Raw genomic sequence first — 16,560 nt, 5'->3', positions numbered from 1 at the left:
AAGGTCGAGATGCCCGCCCGGGTCGCGCGTCGCACTTGTCCGTGATTGGTCCGATCGGCTGTCCAGGCAGGCTTGAAATCGAAGCGCGCCGCTACAGTTGTTTTCTTTTGGTCACCGGGCGTGCGTGGACGGACCAATCTCACAAATGGCATTCGTGATCGCAGCCTTCCAGGGGTGGATCCGGCAGACCTCTCGCCGGGACTCGGGGTGCAGACATGAGGCAGGGTTCGTCCGGCGTCGATAGTTCCTGGATCAAGAAGGCCGACGAACTAGCGGCCCTCTTTCAGTTCACGGATGCCCTCTACCGCGCCGATTCGATCGCCGACATTTTCGATGCTACGTTCGATGCGATCGAGCGAGCCTTGCGCTGCAGCCGTGCCTCCATCCTGCTTTTCGACCATGAGGGGGTGATGCGCTTCGTCGCGTCGCGCGGGCTCTCGGAAGGTTACCGCCGGGCTGTTGACGGTCACTCGCCGTGGAAACCTGGTGACCGCGACGCCGCCCCGATTTTCATCAGTGACATAGAGCTTGCCGACGAGCCTGAGGCGCTCAAGGACACCATAAGACGCGAGGGGATCCGCGCGCTGGCCTTCATTCCCTTGACCGCCAACGGCGTGGTCATTGGAAAGTTTATGACCTATCGCGAAGTCGTGCACGTCTTCACGGAGGAGGAGGCCGTTCTCTCCCTGACGATCGCACGACAATTGGGCTTCAGCATCGAGCGTAGACGGACCGAGGAGGCGCATCAGCGTGCCGAGGAGGGACTTCGCCGCAGCAATGAGCGATTGCGGATCATCCTCGACAGCGCCAGCGAGTATGCGATCATCACGCTCGACGGTGCCGGACGGATCGCAAGCTGGAACAGCGGCGCCGAACGACTGCTCGGTTATCGCGAGAGCGAGATACTTGGCCAACCAGGCGGCATTTTCTTCAGCCCTCAGGACCGAGCGTCGGATGTCCCCGACCAGGAAATGCGAACGGCGCGCGAGGAGGGCCGCGCGACCAGCGAGCGCTGGCACTATCGCAAGGATGAATCCCGTTTCTGGGGTTCTGGCGTCATGCTTCCGGTCGAGGGGAGCGGACCGGACCGCTACCTCAAGATCTTCAGGGACCGAACCGAGGAGCGCAGGGCGGAAAAGCGGCAGAAGCTGCTGATCGGCGAACTCAATCATCGTGTGAAGAACACGCTGGCAACAGTGCAGTCCCTTGCCGAACAGACGCTGAAGAGCGTGGAGACGCCGGAAGCGTTCGCCAGTGCTTTCAACACCAGGCTGCTTGCTCTTGCCAAGGCGCACGACCTGCTCACGCGCGAGGCATGGCAGGCGGTATACCTCAACGACATTGCCCACGCCGTTCTCGCAGCCTGGATCGAAGATGGGCGCGTGTCTCTTCTAGGACCTGCGATCCGCATCAGTCCCAAACAGGCGCTCGCGCTTTCGATGGCGTTCAACGAATTGCTGACCAACGCGATCAAATACGGCGCTCTATCGAACAGCAGTGGCTGCGTTGTGCTGTCGTGGCAATGCAGCGACGCATGTTCGGTCCGGTGGGAAGAGCGCGGCGGACCATCGGCGTCACCCCCGCACCGCCAGGGGTTCGGGCTGCGCGTTCTCAACCGCGGGCTCGCCAGCGAACTCGGACGCCCGGTCGATCTTCGGTTCGAGCCGGCGGGTGTTACCTGCACGATCCGGATGGATTTCGTCGACGGGCGGCGCGCCGGCATGGACGACAGGGGGGAATGATCATGTCTGCGATTTTGGCGGGACGCCGGATACTTGTCGTCGAAGACGAGATGCTGGTGGCCATGTCGATCGAGGACACCTTGATCGATGCCGGCGGCGAGGTGGTTGGCCCCGCGCCCACCGTGGGGCGGGCATTGGGGCTGCTGCAGGACGAGGCCAAAATCGATGCCGTCGTGCTGGACATGAACCTCCAGGGACACAGCGGGCTTCCGGTCGCGGACGCATGCGATGAAAGATCGATCCCCTTTCTCATCCTGAGCGGCTATGGCGACACCGCTCTCAGCGGGACACGCCATGCGGCCCCGATCCTTTCCAAGCCCTTCGCGAGTGCGGTACTCGTGAAGGCTCTCACGACGCTTTTCGACGGCAGCCGCTCATGATGGGCCCGGGCACCCTGGCTGGTGGCGCCTGCATAGAGTGCCTCCCGCCCTGAAGGAACCGCATTTCATCCTGCGGGTTGGGTCGTCGGACCCAAATGCATCGGATGGCCCAATGTGTCGGGTGGATTGTGATCATGAACGCGGAACGCTGGATTCATATTTGCGTCGACATGCAGCGCATGTTCAGCGAGGAGACGCCATGGCAGGTGAACTGGATGGCGACGATCTCGGACCAGGTGCTGGAGGTTGCAGGTCGCTTTCCTGATCGCACTGTCTTTACCCGGTTCATTCCGCCACATTCGCCGGCAGAAATGCCTGGCATGTGGCGGTCCTATTATGAAAAATGGCCGATGATGACAGCGACACGGCTCGACCCGGGCATGCTCGATCTGCTTCATCCCTTGCAGCGTCTGGTGCCGCCTGCCCGGGTCCTCGACAAGCGCACCTATTCGCCCTGGCTAAGCGGCAAGCTGGAAAGCTTGCTCGCTCATCAGGACGTCGGAACGATCGTGGTGACGGGCGGCGAAACGGATGTCTGCGTCCTGGCGACCGCACTTGGCGCGATCGACCTTGGCTACAGGGTGATCCTGTTGAAGGACGCCGTCTGCAGCTCCGTCGATCAAACTTACAATGCCGCGCTCGACCTCCTCGGCAATCGCTTCTCGGTTCAGCTGGAGATCGCGACGACGCAGGAATGGCTCTCGCAGATGCGGGCTTAGGCGCGGCCATTTGGCAGGTCCCCAACACCCCTCGCGCCGCGGGTCAGGCCATGCTCGGCTCCCTTTCCGAAGACGTGCGGCTGGCAATCAGGCCGAGGATACCGACGCCAATGATCGCTGCCGCATAGATGTCGGTCGTGAGCTGGTAGCCCAGCGCCTTCGCCAGGAAGCCGGCGAGAATTGCCGGCAGGCTGAACGCCAGGTAGCTCTGGATGTAGATGGTGGATAGCAGCCCGGCGCGCTCGTCGGCTTTTGCCAGCGGCATGATCGAGCCGAGCGTGGCGAGGAAGCTCGTGCCGAAACCCATGCCGGTGAGAAGCGTGCCGACGACCAGGACGGGCACATAGGCGAGGTGGGTTCCGGTGACCACGGTCAGCATGCCGAAGGTCGTGCTCAGGACGCCGAAGGTCAGGTTTGCCTGAGGATTGCGGGCGCGGCGGAGGAAGACTGCGAACGCGCCGGCAGCCATCAGCGCCGCGACCACGGCGCCCCCGGTCAGCGGGCTCTTGCTTCCCGTGGTGGCGACGACCAGCGATGGGACGAGCGAGAGGTAAAAGCCCCCAAGCGCCCAGTTCGCTACGTTGACCGGGGTGACGAGCGCCAGCGGCCGCTTGGCGCGCTGCGGAACGGCGATCCGCGGCATGAGCGAGGATAGCGCTCCGGGGCGGCGCGAACCGGTTTCGGATATCAGCCAGATCGCCGCCGCCTGCACCAGGAAGCCGGCGAACAGAAGGACATAGACGAGATGAAGCGGAAGGGGGCCGTACTGGATCAGCGCGCTGGTGCCGAGCGCCCCGACCGCTAGGCCAATCAGCGGTGCGAGCGAGTTTACGAGCTGCCCCCTGGCGTAGTCGACATCGACGAGCGCCGCGCCGATCGAAGCGCCGGCGACGCCAGTCGCAAGACCCTGCACGATGCGTGCCGCGATCAGCCAGTGGGTTCCGTCGGCGAGCACGAACAGGGCCATTGCCGCCATCTCGACGAGCAATGCTGCGAATATCACCGGCTTGCGCCCGAGATGGTCCGAGATCGAACCGGCGATCAGCAAGGCCGCGAGAAGTGCGAAGGCATAGACCGCAAAAATAACGGTCATTTCCACCGGGCTGGCGGCGAAGTTCTGCTGATAGAAGCGGTAGAGCGGGGTTGGTGCCGAGGAGGCCCCGAAGAATGTCGCGAGCGTGACGGCGTAGAAGGCGATGGGACCTGCCGGGCGAGTGCTCTCTCTGGATTCGGAGGAGGAAGACATCTATATAACCCTTAAAGCTAAATCGTTGCGTTTGGCAGATTTAGGTATGCGCCGCGCTAAAAGCAAATAATTTGCTTTTATGCTGTTGTGAGAATTTCTGAAGCATCGGCCGCGCGGCCAAGGAAGACAGGGTTGGAGCGAATGGCGACAAGGGAAGGCCCGCGGCCGGGCGGACGAAGCGCACGGGTTCAGGCATCGGTTCACAAGGCCGTGCAGACATTGCTGGCGACGCACGAGCGCACCGAGGTCACGGTTCCGCTGATCGCGGCGGAAGCGGGCGTTACGCCTTCGACAATCTATCGCCGCTGGGGCGACCTGCAGGAACTTCTCGCCGATGTCGCGGTCGAGCGGCTGCGCCCCGACATGGTACCCGTCGACACTGGAAGTTTTGGTAGTGACCTGATGGCTTGGGCCGAACAATATGCCGAGGAAATGTCCTCGGGGCCGGGTCGCGAAATGATCCGCGACGTGCTTGCGGCACAGGATGGAAGCGGCGCCTACCAATGTTGCAACTTCACGCGGCAACAGATCGAAACGATTGCCGAACGCGCCGAGGAGCGCGGTGAATTCTTTCCGGATGTCGAGACCGTCATGGACGGCGTCGTCGCGCCGATCATGTACCGGATCCTCTTCGGCGGAGCGCCGGACGCGGCGCATGTCGAGCGTCTGGTGAGGGCGTCGCTGGCGGCGAAACCGGCGCCTTGAGGCGTGCTTGCTTCCCGAGAACGATAGCATCTGCATCCCGCCGCGGGTCCTGCGACGATCCTGCAACCGGAACTTAAGCCGGTGCTCGGGGTTGGAAGACCTGCCCAACACCTGTTCTGGAGGATGCGAGATGAGACCGATCCACAAGAGTTCCCTTTTGGCCGGCCTTGCTGCCATTGCGATCATGGCCGCCGGCGGCGTTTCGGCCGAAACCTTGAAATTCAAGGCGGATATGACGGGATCGGCTGAAGTGCCGCCCAATGAAAGCGCGGGCAAGGGCATGGGTGAAGTCACCCTTGATACAACGTCGAAGACGTTGACCTGGACCGTGACGGCCGATGGCCTGTCAGGGGATCCGACCGCCGCCCATTTTCATGGTCCGGCAGCCACGGGGAAAAACGCCGACCCGGTCGTCGATATCTCGACCTCCATGAAATCGGGCTCTGCCGAACTCACCGATCAGCAGCTCGCCGATTTGCAAGGCGGCAAGTGGTACCTCAACATCCACACGGCAAAATTCCCCGACGGTGAGATCCGCGGCCAGGTGGAGAAGGCACAGTAACGGCCGGCGACCTTCCGCCTACTTCACGGCGCCATGGGCAAGCCCGCTGACCAGATAGCGCTGCATGAACAGTGCGATCAGATAGACCGGGGCGATGCCCGCCAGAGAGGCCGCAGCCATCTGGCCGAAATTCACCAGCCTGTCGCCCTGGAAGAGCGAAATGCCGACCGGCAGCGTTCGCGTGGCATCGGAGAAGGTGAAGGCCGAAGCGAAGAGGAACTCGTTGTAGGCGAGCATCGTGACGATGATGAAGGTCGCCACGATGCCCGGCGCGATGATCGGCACCACGATCTGCAGCAAAATGCGAAGCGGCCCCGCTCCGTCGATGGCCGCGGCTTGCTCGATCTCGATCGGCATCCGGCGCAGGAATGGCGTCAGCAGCCAGAAGGCGACGGGTACGTTGGCGAAACCATAGATGAGAACCAGACCGGTGCGCGTGTCGAGGAGACCGCTCGCCTTCAGCAGGAAAAACAGCGGGATGAGTGCCACGATCGGTGGCGCCATGTAGCTTGAGAGCGTTACGTCCGAAAGCCATCGCCCGCCGATCTTCAGCCGCAGCATCGCGTAGGCCGAAGGCAACGTGAGCGCGATGGTGAGCGATCCGGCAAGGAGCGATACGATCACGGAATTCACTATGAAGCCGAGGATGTTGGCCGCTTCGAAGGCCGCCGGCCAATTGGCAAGCGTCGGCGCAGTCGGCCAGAAGTGGCCGTTGAGCACGTCGTCCTTCGTTTTCAGGGAGACGGCGAGGAGATAGAGGAAGGGCAGGGCGAAGAAGCCGACGATCGGTGCCGTTGCCAGGCTGAGCCAGAGATGGCGTGGGACGAGCCTCATAATTCGCGCCTTTCGAAATGCTGATGGAGACGGACGACCGGCAGCGTCGCCAGTCCGATTACCAGCGCGTAGATTATCGTCTCGGCTGCCGCCCGCCCGACATCGAACTGCTCGATCGCCCGCCTGTAGATGGAAAATCCCGCCGATGTCGTTGCAAAACCCGGCCCGCCGAAGGTGAGGATATAGACGAGGTCGAACAGCTTCAACGAGAGGATCAGCTTCAAGAGATAGATCGACGAGAGAGGTGCGGCGACGAGCGGCAGCGTGATGTGCCAGAAGCGCTGCCAGCCATTCGCGCCATCGACGAGTGCCGCCTCCCGGACGCCTTCCGGGATCGTCGAAAGCGCCGCGAAGCAGAGGATGACGATGAAGGGCGTCCATTGCCAGAGGTCGGCCACAGCGATCGCCAGCCAGGCGAACAGCGGGTGGCCGAGGAACCAGATCGGCTGGGAGATCATGCCGGCGTTGATCAATGTGCCGTTCAGCAGACCGCCCGCCGGCGCGAAGATCAGCTTCCAGGCGATGCCGACCATGACGGGCGGCGTCATCAGAGGCAAGAGCACGAGGCTCGTCAGGAATCGGCCGCCTTTCAGCAGCGACGTGAAAAGCAGCGCGATCAGGAAACCGAATGCGAGCTGCAGCAGCGACGTCGAAAACGCATAGGCGACGCTTCTGCCGATCGCCGAAAGGAACACCGGATCCTGCAGCACCGTTGCGAAATGCTTGATGCCGACGAAGCCGCGAAACGGCTTTCCAAGGGTGCTCTTGCTGAAGGCGAGACCCAGCAGGAAGACGGTCGGGTAGAACGTCGTGACGGCCAGCGCGAGCACGACGGGGACGATCCATAACGCACGGCCGAAGCGTGCCGACAGGGTGCCCCGGCGCCAGGTCTTTCGGTTCGCGTCCGGGCCAAGGGCGTCGAGAGTGAAGACGGTCATGCGGCCTCTGCCAGAGCAGGCCGTGTCGACCTGCTGCCGGCCCGTGTGGCGACCAGCATGTCCTCGATGTCACCAGGCGTGATTTCGAATTCGCTGCGGCCGAGCCTGCGCTTCGGCAAGGTTTGCGTGGTCATGGTCTTTCACCTCTAAAGAGAAGAGGGGCGCTGCCGGGAGGAAGCGAGCGCCCCCAGCGAGCAATCAGCCGTTGGTCTCGATGATCTCGGTCCAGGCCTGGTGGGCATCGGCGATCGCCTGTTCTGCGCTCTTGGTGCCGGCGAGCGCCAGCGCCAGCTCGTCGGTCAGCGCGTTTTCGAGCTTCGGCGCATAAACCGCCGTCGGCCAGGCCAGGCTGTTTTCCAAGGCGCCGTCATCCAGCAACGGCTGCACGAGCGGTTGGAAGGCCTTGAACTTTTCCGACTTCAGGCCCGACTGGCGATCCGGATCGATGCCGGAGCCGGTCAGCGCCAGGAGCTGCTCGTGATAGTCCTTGCCTGTGGCGAGCTTGACCAGGTCCCAGGCGACATCCTTGTTCTTGGATCCGCTCGTGATTGCAAAGCCGAATCCGGCGTTGAAGGCGAGCCGCGGCGTCCTGTTGCTGCCGCCGGTGGGAATGCGAGCAACGCCCCACTTGTCGACGATCTTCGAGCCCTTGGGATCCTGGGCATAGCCGCCAAGGTCGGTCCAGAAATCGATCTGCGCCGCCTTGCCGTTGAGGAAGGCGGGCAGCCCCTCTTCGAAGCGGGTTTCGAGCGGGGTCGGCAGCGCATGGGGTGCCGAGGCGAGCAGCGACTTCAACGCCTCGACGGCCTCGGTGCTGTCAAGCGCAGAGGTGCCGTCTGGCTTCAGGAAGTTGCCGCCGAAGCCGGTCAGGCGGTTGGCATAGGTCGAGAGGATGATGACCGGGATCTTGGCGCCCAGAACGGCCGCGCCGTAGATGCCGTTCTTCGCTTCGGCCTCGGTGATCACCTTGGCGTTTTCATTGTATTCGTCCCAGGTGGAAGGCGCCTTCAGGCCGTAGCGGTCGAAGATCTCGCGATTGTAGAACAGCAGATGGCTGTCGCCGTCATAGGGCAGTCCGTAGCGGCGGCCATCATGCAGCGTGTACTGGTCGTAGATGGTCTGGATGAAATCGTCCGGCTGGATCTCCGCCTTGTCGCGTTCGATCAGGTCCGTTACATCCTCGATCACGCCGTCCTCGGCGAGCTGGCCCTTGTAGGTATAGAAATAGTCGATGACGTCGAACTGGTTCGCGCCCGATTGCACGTCCAGTGTCGCCTTGACGCTGACCTGATCATAAGGGACCGCCGTGACGTTGACCTTGGCGCCGGTCAATCTCTCGAAATCCTCGGCGATTTTCCTGCCGGTGACGACATGCGGCTGGATGATCAGGAGATTGATCGTGCGCCCGGCGTACTTGTTGCCGGATGCAAGCACCGTCGAGGCAACAAGCGGTGCGGTGAAAGGAAGGGTCCCGGCGGCGGCAAGCGATTTCAGCACGCTGCGGCGGCGGTAAGCCTGGTCGAAAATGGAACTGGACATGGGATCCTCCGTCGAGATCTGAGTTCTGGCGGTCGGCGCGCGCCTCCGTCGGCCGGTGGTCAGCGCCGCGCGACCTTGCTTCAGCATCATGGGGGAGAAATTGATCTCAACATACATATAGTCTATATGTTTTATGGATTATATGAGAACGAATTTCCTGCGACGACCCATCGACCGGGGTAGGAATTTCTCAGCCGGTCCGATCACCGCGTCAACGCTGCTGGAGAGCCGAAAGCCGCTCTCGTCAGCGCCTTGGGGATGGAGCGCGTCTACGCGAAGGCGGCGGAAAAAGCCGATTGGGCCTCGGCGATCAGATGCTTGAAGGTCCAATCGCGGCGGTCATACCTCGAATACGTCTTCGAACGATTCCGGGAAGCTCTGGCGGGCGACCCTTTCGTCGATGACGAGCAGGGATTCGTAGGATAGCGGGTCGAAGTCCTTGTCCGCGGCCACGACCTCGCGGCCGAACAGAAGGCAGAGGCGGGCGGCGTCGAGATTGCCGCGCTCGAAGGGTTCCGCGCCGAAGTAATGCCAAAGAGCATGCAGGAAGGCGGCGTCGATGCGGTGTTCCGCCGTGCCCGGGCGGCCGCGACGCGGTATCGCCTTGAGCGGCGTCACCCCGCGCGGATTGGCCCGGCGAATGGTGAACTGGATGCCGGTGCCCGGCATGCCGGACGGAAAGCCCCGGTGTTTGGTCATGTCGGGCAGGTTTGCCATCTGATCCTCCTCAGGCCGTCTCGGCCTGAGCGATCTTGTCCTGCGTCTTCGTCTCGAAGTCGGAGGCGTCGTGGCGCTCGTGCAGTTGTTCCGACGGATCGCCGCTCAACCGGTTGACCATGCGACCGCGCTTGACCGCCGGGCGCGCGGCAATTTCGGCCGTCCAGCGCTGGACGTGCTCGTAGCTCTGGACCTCGAGGAAGGTGCCGGCGTCGCCATAGGCCTGGCCAAGCGCGAGGTTGCCGTACCAGGGCCAGGTGGCCATGTCGGCGATGGTGTATTCGGGGCCCGCCAGGAACCGATGATCGGCGAGATGACGGTCGAGCACGTCGAGCTGGCGCTTCACCTCCATCGCATAGCGATCGATGGCGTATTTGATGTGCATCGGCGCATAGGCGTAGAAATGACCGAAGCCGCCGCCGAGGAAGGGGGCCGAGCCCATCTGCCAGAACAGCCAGTTGAAGGTCTCGGTGCGGGCACGAAGCTCGCTCGGCAGGAAGGCACCGAATTTTTCGGCGAGATACGTGAGGATGGAGGCTGACTCGAAGACGCGGACCGGTTCGCCGCCGCCTTTCGGCTTACGGTCCAAGAGCGCCGGGATCTTCGAGTTGGGGTTGACGTCGACAAATCCGGATCCGAACTGTTCGCCATCGCCGATACGGATCGGCCAGGCATCATATTCGGCGCCCGAATGGCCCGCGGCCAGAAGCTCTTCGAGCATGATCGTGACTTTCACGCCATTCGGAGTCGCGAGCGAATAGAGCTGCAGCGGGTGCTTGCCAACCGGCAGGTCCTTGTCGTGGGTCGGCCCGGAGATCGGGCGGTTGATGCTGGCAAACGCGCCGCCGTTGCTTTTGTCCCAGGTCCAGACCTTGGGAACTTGGTAGCCCGCAGGGAAATTGTCAGCGGGAGATTTTTCGGTCATGAAATCTGTCCTTGTCGTTTAAAAGGCACATCCAACGGGCAAGCAACGTCACAAAGCATCCGATGTCGGCCAGCTGCTTCGCGCAGTTCTATACCGTCCTTTCGGCGCCTTCCAGAAATACGGTTTCACTTCGTGCGCACGCACTAGCATGCGAGTCTCGTAGACGCGCGGCTTTTTCGACGTGCGCGCCTCCGCTCTGGTCGGCCAAGAACGCCGTTGGCAGGATCGTCCGTTGGGCGGAGCCTCAGCCGCGCCTTGCCGCTTCGATTGCGGCCACATCGATTTTCCGCATGTCCATCATGGCCTCGAAAGCGCGCTTCGCCTCGCCGCCGCCGGCGGCCAGCGCTTCCGTCAGGACGCGGGGCGTGATCTGCCAGGAGATCCCCCATTTGTCCTTGCACCAGCCGCAGGCGCTCTCCTCGCCGCCATTGTTGACGATGGCGTTCCAGTAGCGGTCGGTCTCTTCCTGATCGTCGGTGGCGATCTGGAACGAAAAGGCCTCGTTGTGCTTGAACATCGGTCCCCCGTTGAGGCCGAGACAGGCGACACCGGCAACGGTGAACTCGACCGTCAACACGTCGCCCTCCTTGCCGGACGGATAGTCGCTGGGCGCCCGGTGCACCGCCGTCACGCGACTGTCCGGAAAGACTTCGGCGTAGAAGCGCGCGGCCGCTTCGGCATCCTTGTCGTACCAGAGGCAGATCGTGTTCTTTGCCATGAGCTTTGTTCCTTTCGCGTTGAAGACCTGCGGTCCTCTCCATGGGGTCTCCTACGAAATAGGTAGCCTCCCGGTTTTCTCCAGCCCAAAAGTGTTAGAGCGTTCTGCCGAGCGCGCATGATGACAGCTTCCATCGCCTTGCATTTTTGCACGCGCATTCGATCGGAGCGTCATCCGTTGGAAAGCCGGGTCGCGATCCCTGGTTGGGCGGCGGTCTCACTCGCGACAGTCAGCGTCTACACATGTAGACGATAAGTCCAAGTCAGACCATCTGCAGAGACAGCGTCCACACAGTTACATCCATGGCACCAACCATGGAGAAACCGACATGCACTCTATCTCTGAACCGATCTTCACCGCGGGCTTTCCGCTTGGCAGTTCCGCAGGACTCGTCACTGCGTTCGAATGGCTCGGCCAACCCTACCGCCTCACCCGCGTCGACATGCTCGGGGAAATGCGCACCGAGGCCTATCGGCGGCTGAACGGCCGGGTCGAAACCCCCGTACTGGTCAGCGAGGAAGGCCGTGTCCTCACCGAAACGATGGCGATCGCGTTGTGGCTGGAGGGGCGGGACCGAGAGCGCCGCATCAGCTTCGCGCCCGGAACGTACGAAGCTGACCGGATGCATCAGTTCATCGCCTTCCTCAACACCGGCTTCACCAGCGCCTTCTTCCCCCTGTGGGTGGCGCTAGAGGCGGAGGAGGCCACGGAGGATTATCGCCAAACGCTCCGCGCCGCCGGTCGCGAATTTGTCGCCAAGCGGCATGCGCAGCTCGAGGCGATGATGGGCGCCAGCGACTATCTGTTGGGCGACCGGCCGACGCTCGCCGATGCGGTGTTCGTTGGCGTCGCGCGCTGGGTGGATTTTCACGAAGCGATCGATCCGCAGGACTATGAGCGGAACTACCCCCGCATCCACGCGCTGCGCAAACGCCTCGAGGCCGATCCCGCCTTCCGCTTCGCGCTGGCGATCGAGGATGGAGAGCCGGCTGCCGGTAACGGTTCGATGAAAGGACTCGTTCCGCTTGAGGACGTGTTGCGGTTGACGGGCGCGCTTTGATCCGATGAGGTTATGCGCCGACGAGCGCGGCGCGCAACCCACCGACCGTCAGATATGCCGCGCGAAATCGATGATGGCGTCGCTCACGAGGTCCGGACGTTCCTGCGGCAGCCAATGTCCGCTGCCGGGCACGACGACCTGGTGCAGGAGTTGGGGAACGAGGCGGGGCATTGCGTCGATGATGTCCTGCATCCCTGGGATGCTGAGCCCGGTGTCCCGCTCGCCGACCATGAACAGGGCGGGTACATCGACTTTCATGCCGGCGAGCGACGCTTGCAGTTGCCGGTTGCGATCCAGGTTGCGGTAGTAGTTCAGGCCGCCGCGAAAGCCGGAGTGGGCGAACGCCTGCGCATAGGCCTCGAGGTCGGCGGCCGTCAGCCAGTCCGGCATGTTATGCGGATCAGGAAGAGTCGCCAGCAGTCCGTCGCGCCGGGAAACCATCCCGAACGGATTTGGCGTCTGATCCCCGGCTTGCCGCGGGCCGGCGTCTCCGGAGGCTGCAAAGAGAATTTTCCTTAGCGTCTGCCGAATGTCCCGCTCCAGCTCCACCTCGGCGATACCGGGTTCCTGGAAGTAGAGCGCGTAGAGCTGTGCCTTATCGGTCTGCGGGAAGATCCGGGTCGGGGGCACGGGCGGAGGAGCCATCATCGGCACACTGATCGCGACCACGCCACGGAAGCGATCCGGCCGCATTTGCGCGGCATGCCACGCGACCGTGGCACCCCAGTCGTTGCCGACGATGAGGGCAGTCTCTTCGCCGAGCGCGTCCAAGAGCGCGACCATGTCCCCGACGAGATGAAACAGGGTGTATTCATCGATCGCTGCGGGGCATTCCGTATGCCCATATCCGCGCATATCCGGTGCCACCGCACGAAAGCCGGCTTTGCCCAGTGCCGCCAATTGATGACGCCAGGCGCGGGCCGTTTCCGGAAAGCCGTGGCAGAAGAGGACGAGCGGCCCTTCTCCCTGTTCGACGACATTCATCCGGATCGTTCGCGTCTCGATGGTACGAGCAGGCATTTGCAGTCCTTCCGCTCTTGATGTAGTGCCTCGGATGGCGATCCCAGCGCTCCTTGCCGGCCACGCTGCTGCCAGCAGAGCGGCCAATATCGTCCGTCTTCGCATCCCTGGGTCCTTGATTCCGTAAGTTTATAAGTTACAGAATCGGGTGAGGTCAAGATTGCGTAACAATCATAGTTACGCTTTAGGGGTGACACATGAAAAGAGATAGCCGGCTGGCGCGGATGATCCACGTGCTCATCCATATGGGGCTTCTGGGCGGGCGCGAGACTTCGGAAACCATCGCGAAAATGTTGAACACCAATCCGGTGGTCGTGCGCCGCACGATGGCGGCCTTGAAGCGCAAGGGCGTGGTGGATTCCGAAGGGGGACGAGGCGGCGGATGGGTTCTGTTGCGGTCGCTGGACGACCTGACAGTCCTTGATATTCAAAAGGCGCTGGATGAAGGCGAGGTCCTGGCCGCCGGCATTTCGGAAGATCACCCCGCCTGTCCGGTAGAGCGGGCAGCGAATGCCGCCCTGGTGCAGGCGTTCGACAAGGCGGAGAGCGCTTTGCTGGACGAGTTCGCAAAGCTCAGGCTGTCGATCATTGCCGAACATGCCATATCGGACGGAAGACAAGTGATCCCGCCTCCCGATGGAAGAGACGGAAATGAGCGCTGACGACCCGCGCCTGGTATGGCGCGGCGACTTCAAGAATGGCGATAAGCCAAATGTTTCGAACACAGGGTTGCCGAGGACGATTGGTAGACGCAGGTGAACATCGTCAGTCTCGGCTGGGTTTGCCTGCTTCTCTCGGGAAAGCTTGGCGGTTTCGTCAATGTTGCCTGGGACGGCAGCACGCCTTTCTGTTCGACATGGTGGCCACGCCTTGATGGCGAAAGGGCTATGCACGTCGGCTCGTCGAAGAGACGGTGGCAAATGCAAAGTCATCGGGCGAATGGCTGCATGTCGACTTCGAGGCACATCTTCGTGGCTTCCATTTTGAAACTTGCGGGTTCGTTCCAACCGATGCAGGCCTGATTCACCTTCGACGGGGTTCGCTAATGCGCCCCCAATCAGGGCTTCCGTTGCGCATTAAAGATGCCGCTCTGAACGTCACCAACCTGTTCGACAAGGAGGTCACCAACCTGTTCGACAAGGAGTATGTGAGCGGTTGCAGCGGCGTGCTCGTCTGCGGTTACGGCGACGCCCGGACCGTCACGTTCAAACTCAGCAGGAAATGGTAATCTCCGATTAGCTCACCTTCCTCTCTAACTGCCTTGGATGCGAAGACGGACGAGACCTGCAAGCAAGTTTCGCCGCAACCCATTTGACAAACGTATAGCCAATTGGGTATACGTCATTCATAGCCAATTGGGTATGAGACATGTCGCAGTTGCAGGACGCGGTATTTCGGGCGCTCGCAGATCCCACACGTCGTGGGCTCTTCGAGCGTCTCTGCCGCCAGGGGGATACGACCGTCGTCGGCTTGCTGGCCGATGCCGGCGTTTCGCAGCCGGTCGTGTCCAAACATCTGAAGATCCTCAAAGCTGCAGGGCTCGTGCACGACCGGCATGAAGGCCGCTACACCTATTACAGTGCCCGACGCGAAGCGCTTGGGACCCTGGTTGACTGGACGACGGAGATGGCCGGCTTCTGGCAGGACCGCTTCGACGATCTCGATGATCTACTGAAGAGAATGGACCAATGATCGAAACAACCGAAACTACCCGCGCTGTCGTGGTCGAACGCAATTTTCCCTATCCGCCAGAGAAGATCTGGCGCGCGCTGACACAACCGCATCTGATCGCCGAATGGCTGATGCGGAACGATTTCATCCCTGAGGTCGGCCGTCGCTTTACCCTCTCCGCCGATTGGGGGCAGGTCGATTGCGAGGTTCAGACGATCGAGACGAACCGCGAGCTCGCCTATCGCTGGGATACCAAGGATCTCACCAGCGTCGTTACGTGGACCCTTGCAGCCGCCGATGGTGGCACGAACCTGCGCATGGAGCAGCGCGGCTTCAGGGCGGACCAGAAGGCTTATTTCCAGGGCGCCACCGTCGGATGGCCGCGCTTCATCACCCAGCTGGCCGAGGTCGTCGCGAAACTCGACTGATCATCCCTTGGCTTCAGAACCGCTTCTCACAATCAAGGTGCCAGAATGACCTCTCTCATCCGGACAATCCATCGATGGACGTCGCTGCTGTTCTCCCTGGCCGTTGCCGCGATCTTTGCCGGCATGGTTTTGGTGGTGCTTCCCGAATGGGTCTACTACCTGCCTCTGCCGCCGCTGGCCGTGCTTCTGCCGACGGGCCTCTATCTCTTCGCGCTACCTTATCTGAGCAAGCCGAGGGACAGGGTTCAGGCGGCCGAGTAAGGGGCGTGACGGGATCCTAAAAGGGCCGTGCGGGCACCCAGTCGGCGTAGACAAGCGCGTGCGGGAATCCCCTATCCTCGAGGCGGGCCTCGGGGTCGCATAGAATTCGATTGAGAATTAAGTCTATGCAATGCATAGGATTTCTAATCGCATTCACGATGTCGCCCCGAGGTCGCTCATGCCCATCGCAAGTCTTGCCATGTATGTCAGCCCGGCGCCGCTGAAAGACGCGACGCGGCTGTTCTGGGAGGCGCTGGCGGATCGCCTTCGTGCCGTGGGGCTCGATGCGCCCGCGGCACTGCAGGAGGACATGCGTTATGACGACGCCTGGCTTCGTCCTGACCTGTTGTTCGGCCAGACCTGCGGTTATCCCTATGTCCAGCGGCTGCGCGGCCGGGTGCAACTGGTGGCGACACCGGTCTACGGACTGCCGGGCTGCGATGGCCCGCTCAAATGCAGTTTCATCATCGTCAATGCCGAATCCTCTGCGCGCTCGATCGAGGAGCTTCGGGGTGCCCGCGCGGCGATCAACGATCCTGGCAGCAATTCCGGCTACAACCTCTTTCGCGCCTTTGTGGCGCCCCATGCGGTCGACGGCCGGTTCTTCTCGTCGGTGCTGGAGACCGGTGGCCATGTTGCGAGCATCGACGCGGTTTCGAGCGGTATCGCGGATATCGCCGCGATCGACTGCGTGACCTTCGGCAATACCTTGCGTTTCGACCCGGATCGCGTCGCCGGCGTGCGCATCCTGGCGGAAACGAAAAAAGGTCCGGGATTGCCGTTCATCACCGCCGCATCGACGCCGGCAAGGGATCTCGTGCTGCTGCGCCGCGTGCTTGCGGAAACCATCGCCGATCCGGCACTTGCCGAGATCTGCAACACGCTTTCGCTGCGCGGCATCAGCCTGCTGGGAGATGGCGACTACGAGGCTTTGGCTGCGCTTGACCGCGATGCTGCCGGCCGGGGGTACCCGACGATCGCCTGACGGTTCATCAACCGCGATTCATCCCGACCGGTCGCGAACATAAGCGAGACGGGCGGAATAGATTATAAATTACATAGAATAAATATTTTGTTGCTGTGCGTTTGGCGCAG

The 16,560-nt window shown here is 62.1% G+C and carries 21 protein-coding genes; 12 read left to right on the top strand and 9 right to left on the bottom strand.

Annotation, left to right across the window (positions count from 1 at the left end):
* Window positions 1–215 precede the first annotated feature (215 nt).
* The 3 genes from BHMPCIPO_RS22355 (at window position 216) to BHMPCIPO_RS22345 (ending at window position 2,841) form a co-directional block, all read left to right on the top strand.
* Window positions 216–1,742, top strand: coding sequence for a sensor histidine kinase (locus tag BHMPCIPO_RS22355; RefSeq protein ID WP_173519016.1), 1,527 nt, complete (start codon window positions 216–218; stop codon window positions 1,740–1,742).
* Window positions 1,739–2,122 (top strand): response regulator, encoded by a 384-nt coding sequence (locus BHMPCIPO_RS22350; RefSeq protein WP_210266628.1) that lies wholly within the window; start codon window positions 1,739–1,741, stop codon window positions 2,120–2,122. The genes BHMPCIPO_RS22355 and BHMPCIPO_RS22350 overlap by 4 nt, the downstream gene beginning before the upstream one ends.
* A gap of 134 nt (window positions 2,123–2,256) precedes the next feature.
* The gene (locus BHMPCIPO_RS22345) at window positions 2,257–2,841 is read left to right on the top strand and encodes a cysteine hydrolase family protein (protein ID WP_173519015.1); all 585 of its coding nucleotides are present in this window, start codon (window positions 2,257–2,259) and stop codon (window positions 2,839–2,841) included.
* Window positions 2,842–2,884: 43 nt separating this feature from the next.
* Here BHMPCIPO_RS22345 and BHMPCIPO_RS22340 read toward each other — a convergent pair whose 3' ends face one another.
* Entirely contained in the window at window positions 2,885–4,087 is a 1,203-nt protein-coding gene (locus BHMPCIPO_RS22340; protein WP_173519014.1) for an MFS transporter, read from the bottom strand.
* Between the two features lie 141 nt (window positions 4,088–4,228).
* Between BHMPCIPO_RS22340 and BHMPCIPO_RS22335 the strand changes: the two genes are divergently transcribed.
* Window positions 4,229–4,792: a TetR/AcrR family transcriptional regulator gene (locus tag BHMPCIPO_RS22335; protein WP_173519013.1), complete on the top strand. Its 564-nt coding sequence runs from the start codon at window positions 4,229–4,231 to the stop codon at window positions 4,790–4,792.
* 157 nt (window positions 4,793–4,949) lie between these two features.
* Complete coding sequence (locus tag BHMPCIPO_RS22330) at window positions 4,950–5,354, top strand: CHRD domain-containing protein (RefSeq protein WP_312033055.1); 405 nt, start codon at window positions 4,950–4,952, stop codon at window positions 5,352–5,354.
* A gap of 18 nt (window positions 5,355–5,372) precedes the next feature.
* Here the strand turns inward: BHMPCIPO_RS22330 and BHMPCIPO_RS22325 are convergent, their stop codons facing one another.
* The 7 genes from BHMPCIPO_RS22325 to BHMPCIPO_RS22295 form a co-directional block, all read right to left on the bottom strand.
* On the bottom strand, window positions 5,373–6,188 hold the full coding sequence (locus tag BHMPCIPO_RS22325) for a carbohydrate ABC transporter permease (RefSeq protein WP_173519012.1): 816 nt from the start codon (window positions 6,186–6,188) through the stop codon (window positions 5,373–5,375).
* Window positions 6,185–7,126 carry a carbohydrate ABC transporter permease gene (locus BHMPCIPO_RS22320; protein ID WP_173519011.1) on the bottom strand — a complete coding sequence of 314 codons (942 nt, stop codon included), beginning with the start codon at window positions 7,124–7,126 and terminating at the stop codon, window positions 6,185–6,187. Before BHMPCIPO_RS22320 ends, BHMPCIPO_RS22325 begins: the two co-directional genes overlap by 4 nt.
* Window positions 7,123–7,260: a hypothetical protein gene (locus BHMPCIPO_RS22315; protein WP_173519010.1), complete on the bottom strand. Its 138-nt coding sequence runs from the start codon at window positions 7,258–7,260 to the stop codon at window positions 7,123–7,125. Before BHMPCIPO_RS22315 ends, BHMPCIPO_RS22320 begins: the two co-directional genes overlap by 4 nt.
* Before the next feature lie 64 nt (window positions 7,261–7,324).
* Complete coding sequence (locus tag BHMPCIPO_RS22310; RefSeq protein WP_173519009.1) at window positions 7,325–8,665, bottom strand: ABC transporter substrate-binding protein; 1,341 nt, start codon at window positions 8,663–8,665, stop codon at window positions 7,325–7,327.
* A 339-nt stretch (window positions 8,666–9,004) separates the two neighbouring features.
* The gene (locus tag BHMPCIPO_RS22305) at window positions 9,005–9,382 is read right to left on the bottom strand and encodes a hypothetical protein (protein ID WP_173519008.1); all 378 of its coding nucleotides are present in this window, start codon (window positions 9,380–9,382) and stop codon (window positions 9,005–9,007) included.
* Between the two features lie 10 nt (window positions 9,383–9,392).
* Complete coding sequence (gene yghU, locus BHMPCIPO_RS22300; protein WP_173519007.1) at window positions 9,393–10,307, bottom strand: glutathione-dependent disulfide-bond oxidoreductase; 915 nt, start codon at window positions 10,305–10,307, stop codon at window positions 9,393–9,395.
* A 244-nt stretch (window positions 10,308–10,551) separates the two neighbouring features.
* The gene (locus BHMPCIPO_RS22295; RefSeq protein WP_173519006.1) at window positions 10,552–11,025 is read right to left on the bottom strand and encodes a VOC family protein; all 474 of its coding nucleotides are present in this window, start codon (window positions 11,023–11,025) and stop codon (window positions 10,552–10,554) included.
* Between the two features lie 328 nt (window positions 11,026–11,353).
* On the opposite strand from BHMPCIPO_RS22295, the gene BHMPCIPO_RS22290 reads away from it, so the two are divergent.
* Window positions 11,354–12,085, top strand: coding sequence for a glutathione S-transferase family protein (locus BHMPCIPO_RS22290; protein WP_173519005.1), 732 nt, complete (start codon window positions 11,354–11,356; stop codon window positions 12,083–12,085).
* A 48-nt stretch (window positions 12,086–12,133) separates the two neighbouring features.
* On the opposite strand, the gene BHMPCIPO_RS22285 is transcribed toward BHMPCIPO_RS22290, so the two are convergent.
* Window positions 12,134–13,105: an alpha/beta fold hydrolase gene (locus tag BHMPCIPO_RS22285; RefSeq protein ID WP_173519004.1), complete on the bottom strand. Its 972-nt coding sequence runs from the start codon at window positions 13,103–13,105 to the stop codon at window positions 12,134–12,136.
* A gap of 197 nt (window positions 13,106–13,302) precedes the next feature.
* On the opposite strand from BHMPCIPO_RS22285, the gene BHMPCIPO_RS22280 reads away from it, so the two are divergent.
* The 6 genes from BHMPCIPO_RS22280 to BHMPCIPO_RS22255 all read left to right on the top strand — a co-directional run bounded on the left by BHMPCIPO_RS22280 (window position 13,303) and on the right by BHMPCIPO_RS22255 (window position 16,450).
* A complete protein-coding gene (locus BHMPCIPO_RS22280) occupies window positions 13,303–13,767 on the top strand; it encodes an Rrf2 family transcriptional regulator (protein WP_173519003.1) in 465 nt (154 codons plus the stop codon).
* A 251-nt stretch (window positions 13,768–14,018) separates the two neighbouring features.
* Entirely contained in the window at window positions 14,019–14,333 is a 315-nt protein-coding gene (locus BHMPCIPO_RS32600) for a hypothetical protein (protein WP_210266627.1), read from the top strand.
* Window positions 14,334–14,473: 140 nt separating this feature from the next.
* Window positions 14,474–14,797 carry an ArsR/SmtB family transcription factor gene (locus tag BHMPCIPO_RS22270; protein ID WP_173519002.1) on the top strand — a complete coding sequence of 108 codons (324 nt, stop codon included), beginning with the start codon at window positions 14,474–14,476 and terminating at the stop codon, window positions 14,795–14,797.
* A complete protein-coding gene (locus tag BHMPCIPO_RS22265; protein ID WP_173519001.1) occupies window positions 14,794–15,204 on the top strand; it encodes an SRPBCC family protein in 411 nt (136 codons plus the stop codon). The genes BHMPCIPO_RS22270 and BHMPCIPO_RS22265 overlap by 4 nt, the downstream gene beginning before the upstream one ends.
* Window positions 15,205–15,249: 45 nt before the next feature.
* A complete protein-coding gene (locus BHMPCIPO_RS22260) occupies window positions 15,250–15,465 on the top strand; it encodes a hypothetical protein (RefSeq protein ID WP_173519000.1) in 216 nt (71 codons plus the stop codon).
* Window positions 15,466–15,643: 178 nt separating this feature from the next.
* The gene (locus BHMPCIPO_RS22255) at window positions 15,644–16,450 is read left to right on the top strand and encodes a phosphate/phosphite/phosphonate ABC transporter substrate-binding protein (protein WP_173518999.1); all 807 of its coding nucleotides are present in this window, start codon (window positions 15,644–15,646) and stop codon (window positions 16,448–16,450) included.
* Window positions 16,451–16,560 lie beyond the last annotated feature (110 nt).

It is taken from the genome of Ensifer sesbaniae (genome assembly GCF_013283665.1).
GTDB classification, from domain to species: Bacteria; Pseudomonadota; Alphaproteobacteria; order Rhizobiales; family Rhizobiaceae; genus Ensifer; species Ensifer sesbaniae.
Note: the sequence above shows the minus strand (reverse complement) of the source record. Positions and strands in the feature narration are given on the sequence as shown.

Excerpts from the sequence above, each read along its gene's own strand:
- BHMPCIPO_RS22265 (WP_173519001.1), top strand. The coding sequence starts at position 14,794 with ATGATCGAAACAACCGAAACTACCCGCGCTGTCGTGGTCGAACGCAAT.
- BHMPCIPO_RS22335 (WP_173519013.1), top strand. The coding sequence starts at position 4,229 with ATGGCGACAAGGGAAGGCCCGCGGCCGGGCGGACGAAGCGCACGGGTT.
- BHMPCIPO_RS22350 (WP_210266628.1), top strand. The coding sequence starts at position 1,739 with ATGATCATGTCTGCGATTTTGGCGGGACGCCGGATACTTGTCGTCGAA.
- BHMPCIPO_RS22285 (WP_173519004.1), bottom strand. The coding sequence starts at position 13,105 with ATGCCTGCTCGTACCATCGAGACGCGAACGATCCGGATGAATGTCGTC.
- BHMPCIPO_RS22295 (WP_173519006.1), bottom strand. The coding sequence starts at position 11,025 with ATGGCAAAGAACACGATCTGCCTCTGGTACGACAAGGATGCCGAAGCG.
- BHMPCIPO_RS22270 (WP_173519002.1), top strand. The coding sequence starts at position 14,474 with ATGTCGCAGTTGCAGGACGCGGTATTTCGGGCGCTCGCAGATCCCACA.
- BHMPCIPO_RS22255 (WP_173518999.1), top strand. The coding sequence starts at position 15,644 with ATGCCCATCGCAAGTCTTGCCATGTATGTCAGCCCGGCGCCGCTGAAA.
- BHMPCIPO_RS22355 (WP_173519016.1), top strand. The coding sequence starts at position 216 with ATGAGGCAGGGTTCGTCCGGCGTCGATAGTTCCTGGATCAAGAAGGCC.
- BHMPCIPO_RS22325 (WP_173519012.1), bottom strand. The coding sequence starts at position 6,188 with ATGAGGCTCGTCCCACGCCATCTCTGGCTCAGCCTGGCAACGGCACCG.
- BHMPCIPO_RS22320 (WP_173519011.1), bottom strand. The coding sequence starts at position 7,126 with ATGACCGTCTTCACTCTCGACGCCCTTGGCCCGGACGCGAACCGAAAG.
- BHMPCIPO_RS22340 (WP_173519014.1), bottom strand. The coding sequence starts at position 4,087 with ATGTCTTCCTCCTCCGAATCCAGAGAGAGCACTCGCCCGGCAGGTCCC.
- BHMPCIPO_RS22290 (WP_173519005.1), top strand. The coding sequence starts at position 11,354 with ATGCACTCTATCTCTGAACCGATCTTCACCGCGGGCTTTCCGCTTGGC.
- BHMPCIPO_RS22305 (WP_173519008.1), bottom strand. The coding sequence starts at position 9,382 with ATGGCAAACCTGCCCGACATGACCAAACACCGGGGCTTTCCGTCCGGC.
- BHMPCIPO_RS22280 (WP_173519003.1), top strand. The coding sequence starts at position 13,303 with ATGAAAAGAGATAGCCGGCTGGCGCGGATGATCCACGTGCTCATCCAT.
- BHMPCIPO_RS22345 (WP_173519015.1), top strand. The coding sequence starts at position 2,257 with ATGAACGCGGAACGCTGGATTCATATTTGCGTCGACATGCAGCGCATG.
- BHMPCIPO_RS22315 (WP_173519010.1), bottom strand. The coding sequence starts at position 7,260 with ATGACCACGCAAACCTTGCCGAAGCGCAGGCTCGGCCGCAGCGAATTC.
- BHMPCIPO_RS22260 (WP_173519000.1), top strand. The coding sequence starts at position 15,250 with ATGACCTCTCTCATCCGGACAATCCATCGATGGACGTCGCTGCTGTTC.
- BHMPCIPO_RS22310 (WP_173519009.1), bottom strand. The coding sequence starts at position 8,665 with ATGTCCAGTTCCATTTTCGACCAGGCTTACCGCCGCCGCAGCGTGCTG.
- yghU (WP_173519007.1), bottom strand. The coding sequence starts at position 10,307 with ATGACCGAAAAATCTCCCGCTGACAATTTCCCTGCGGGCTACCAAGTT.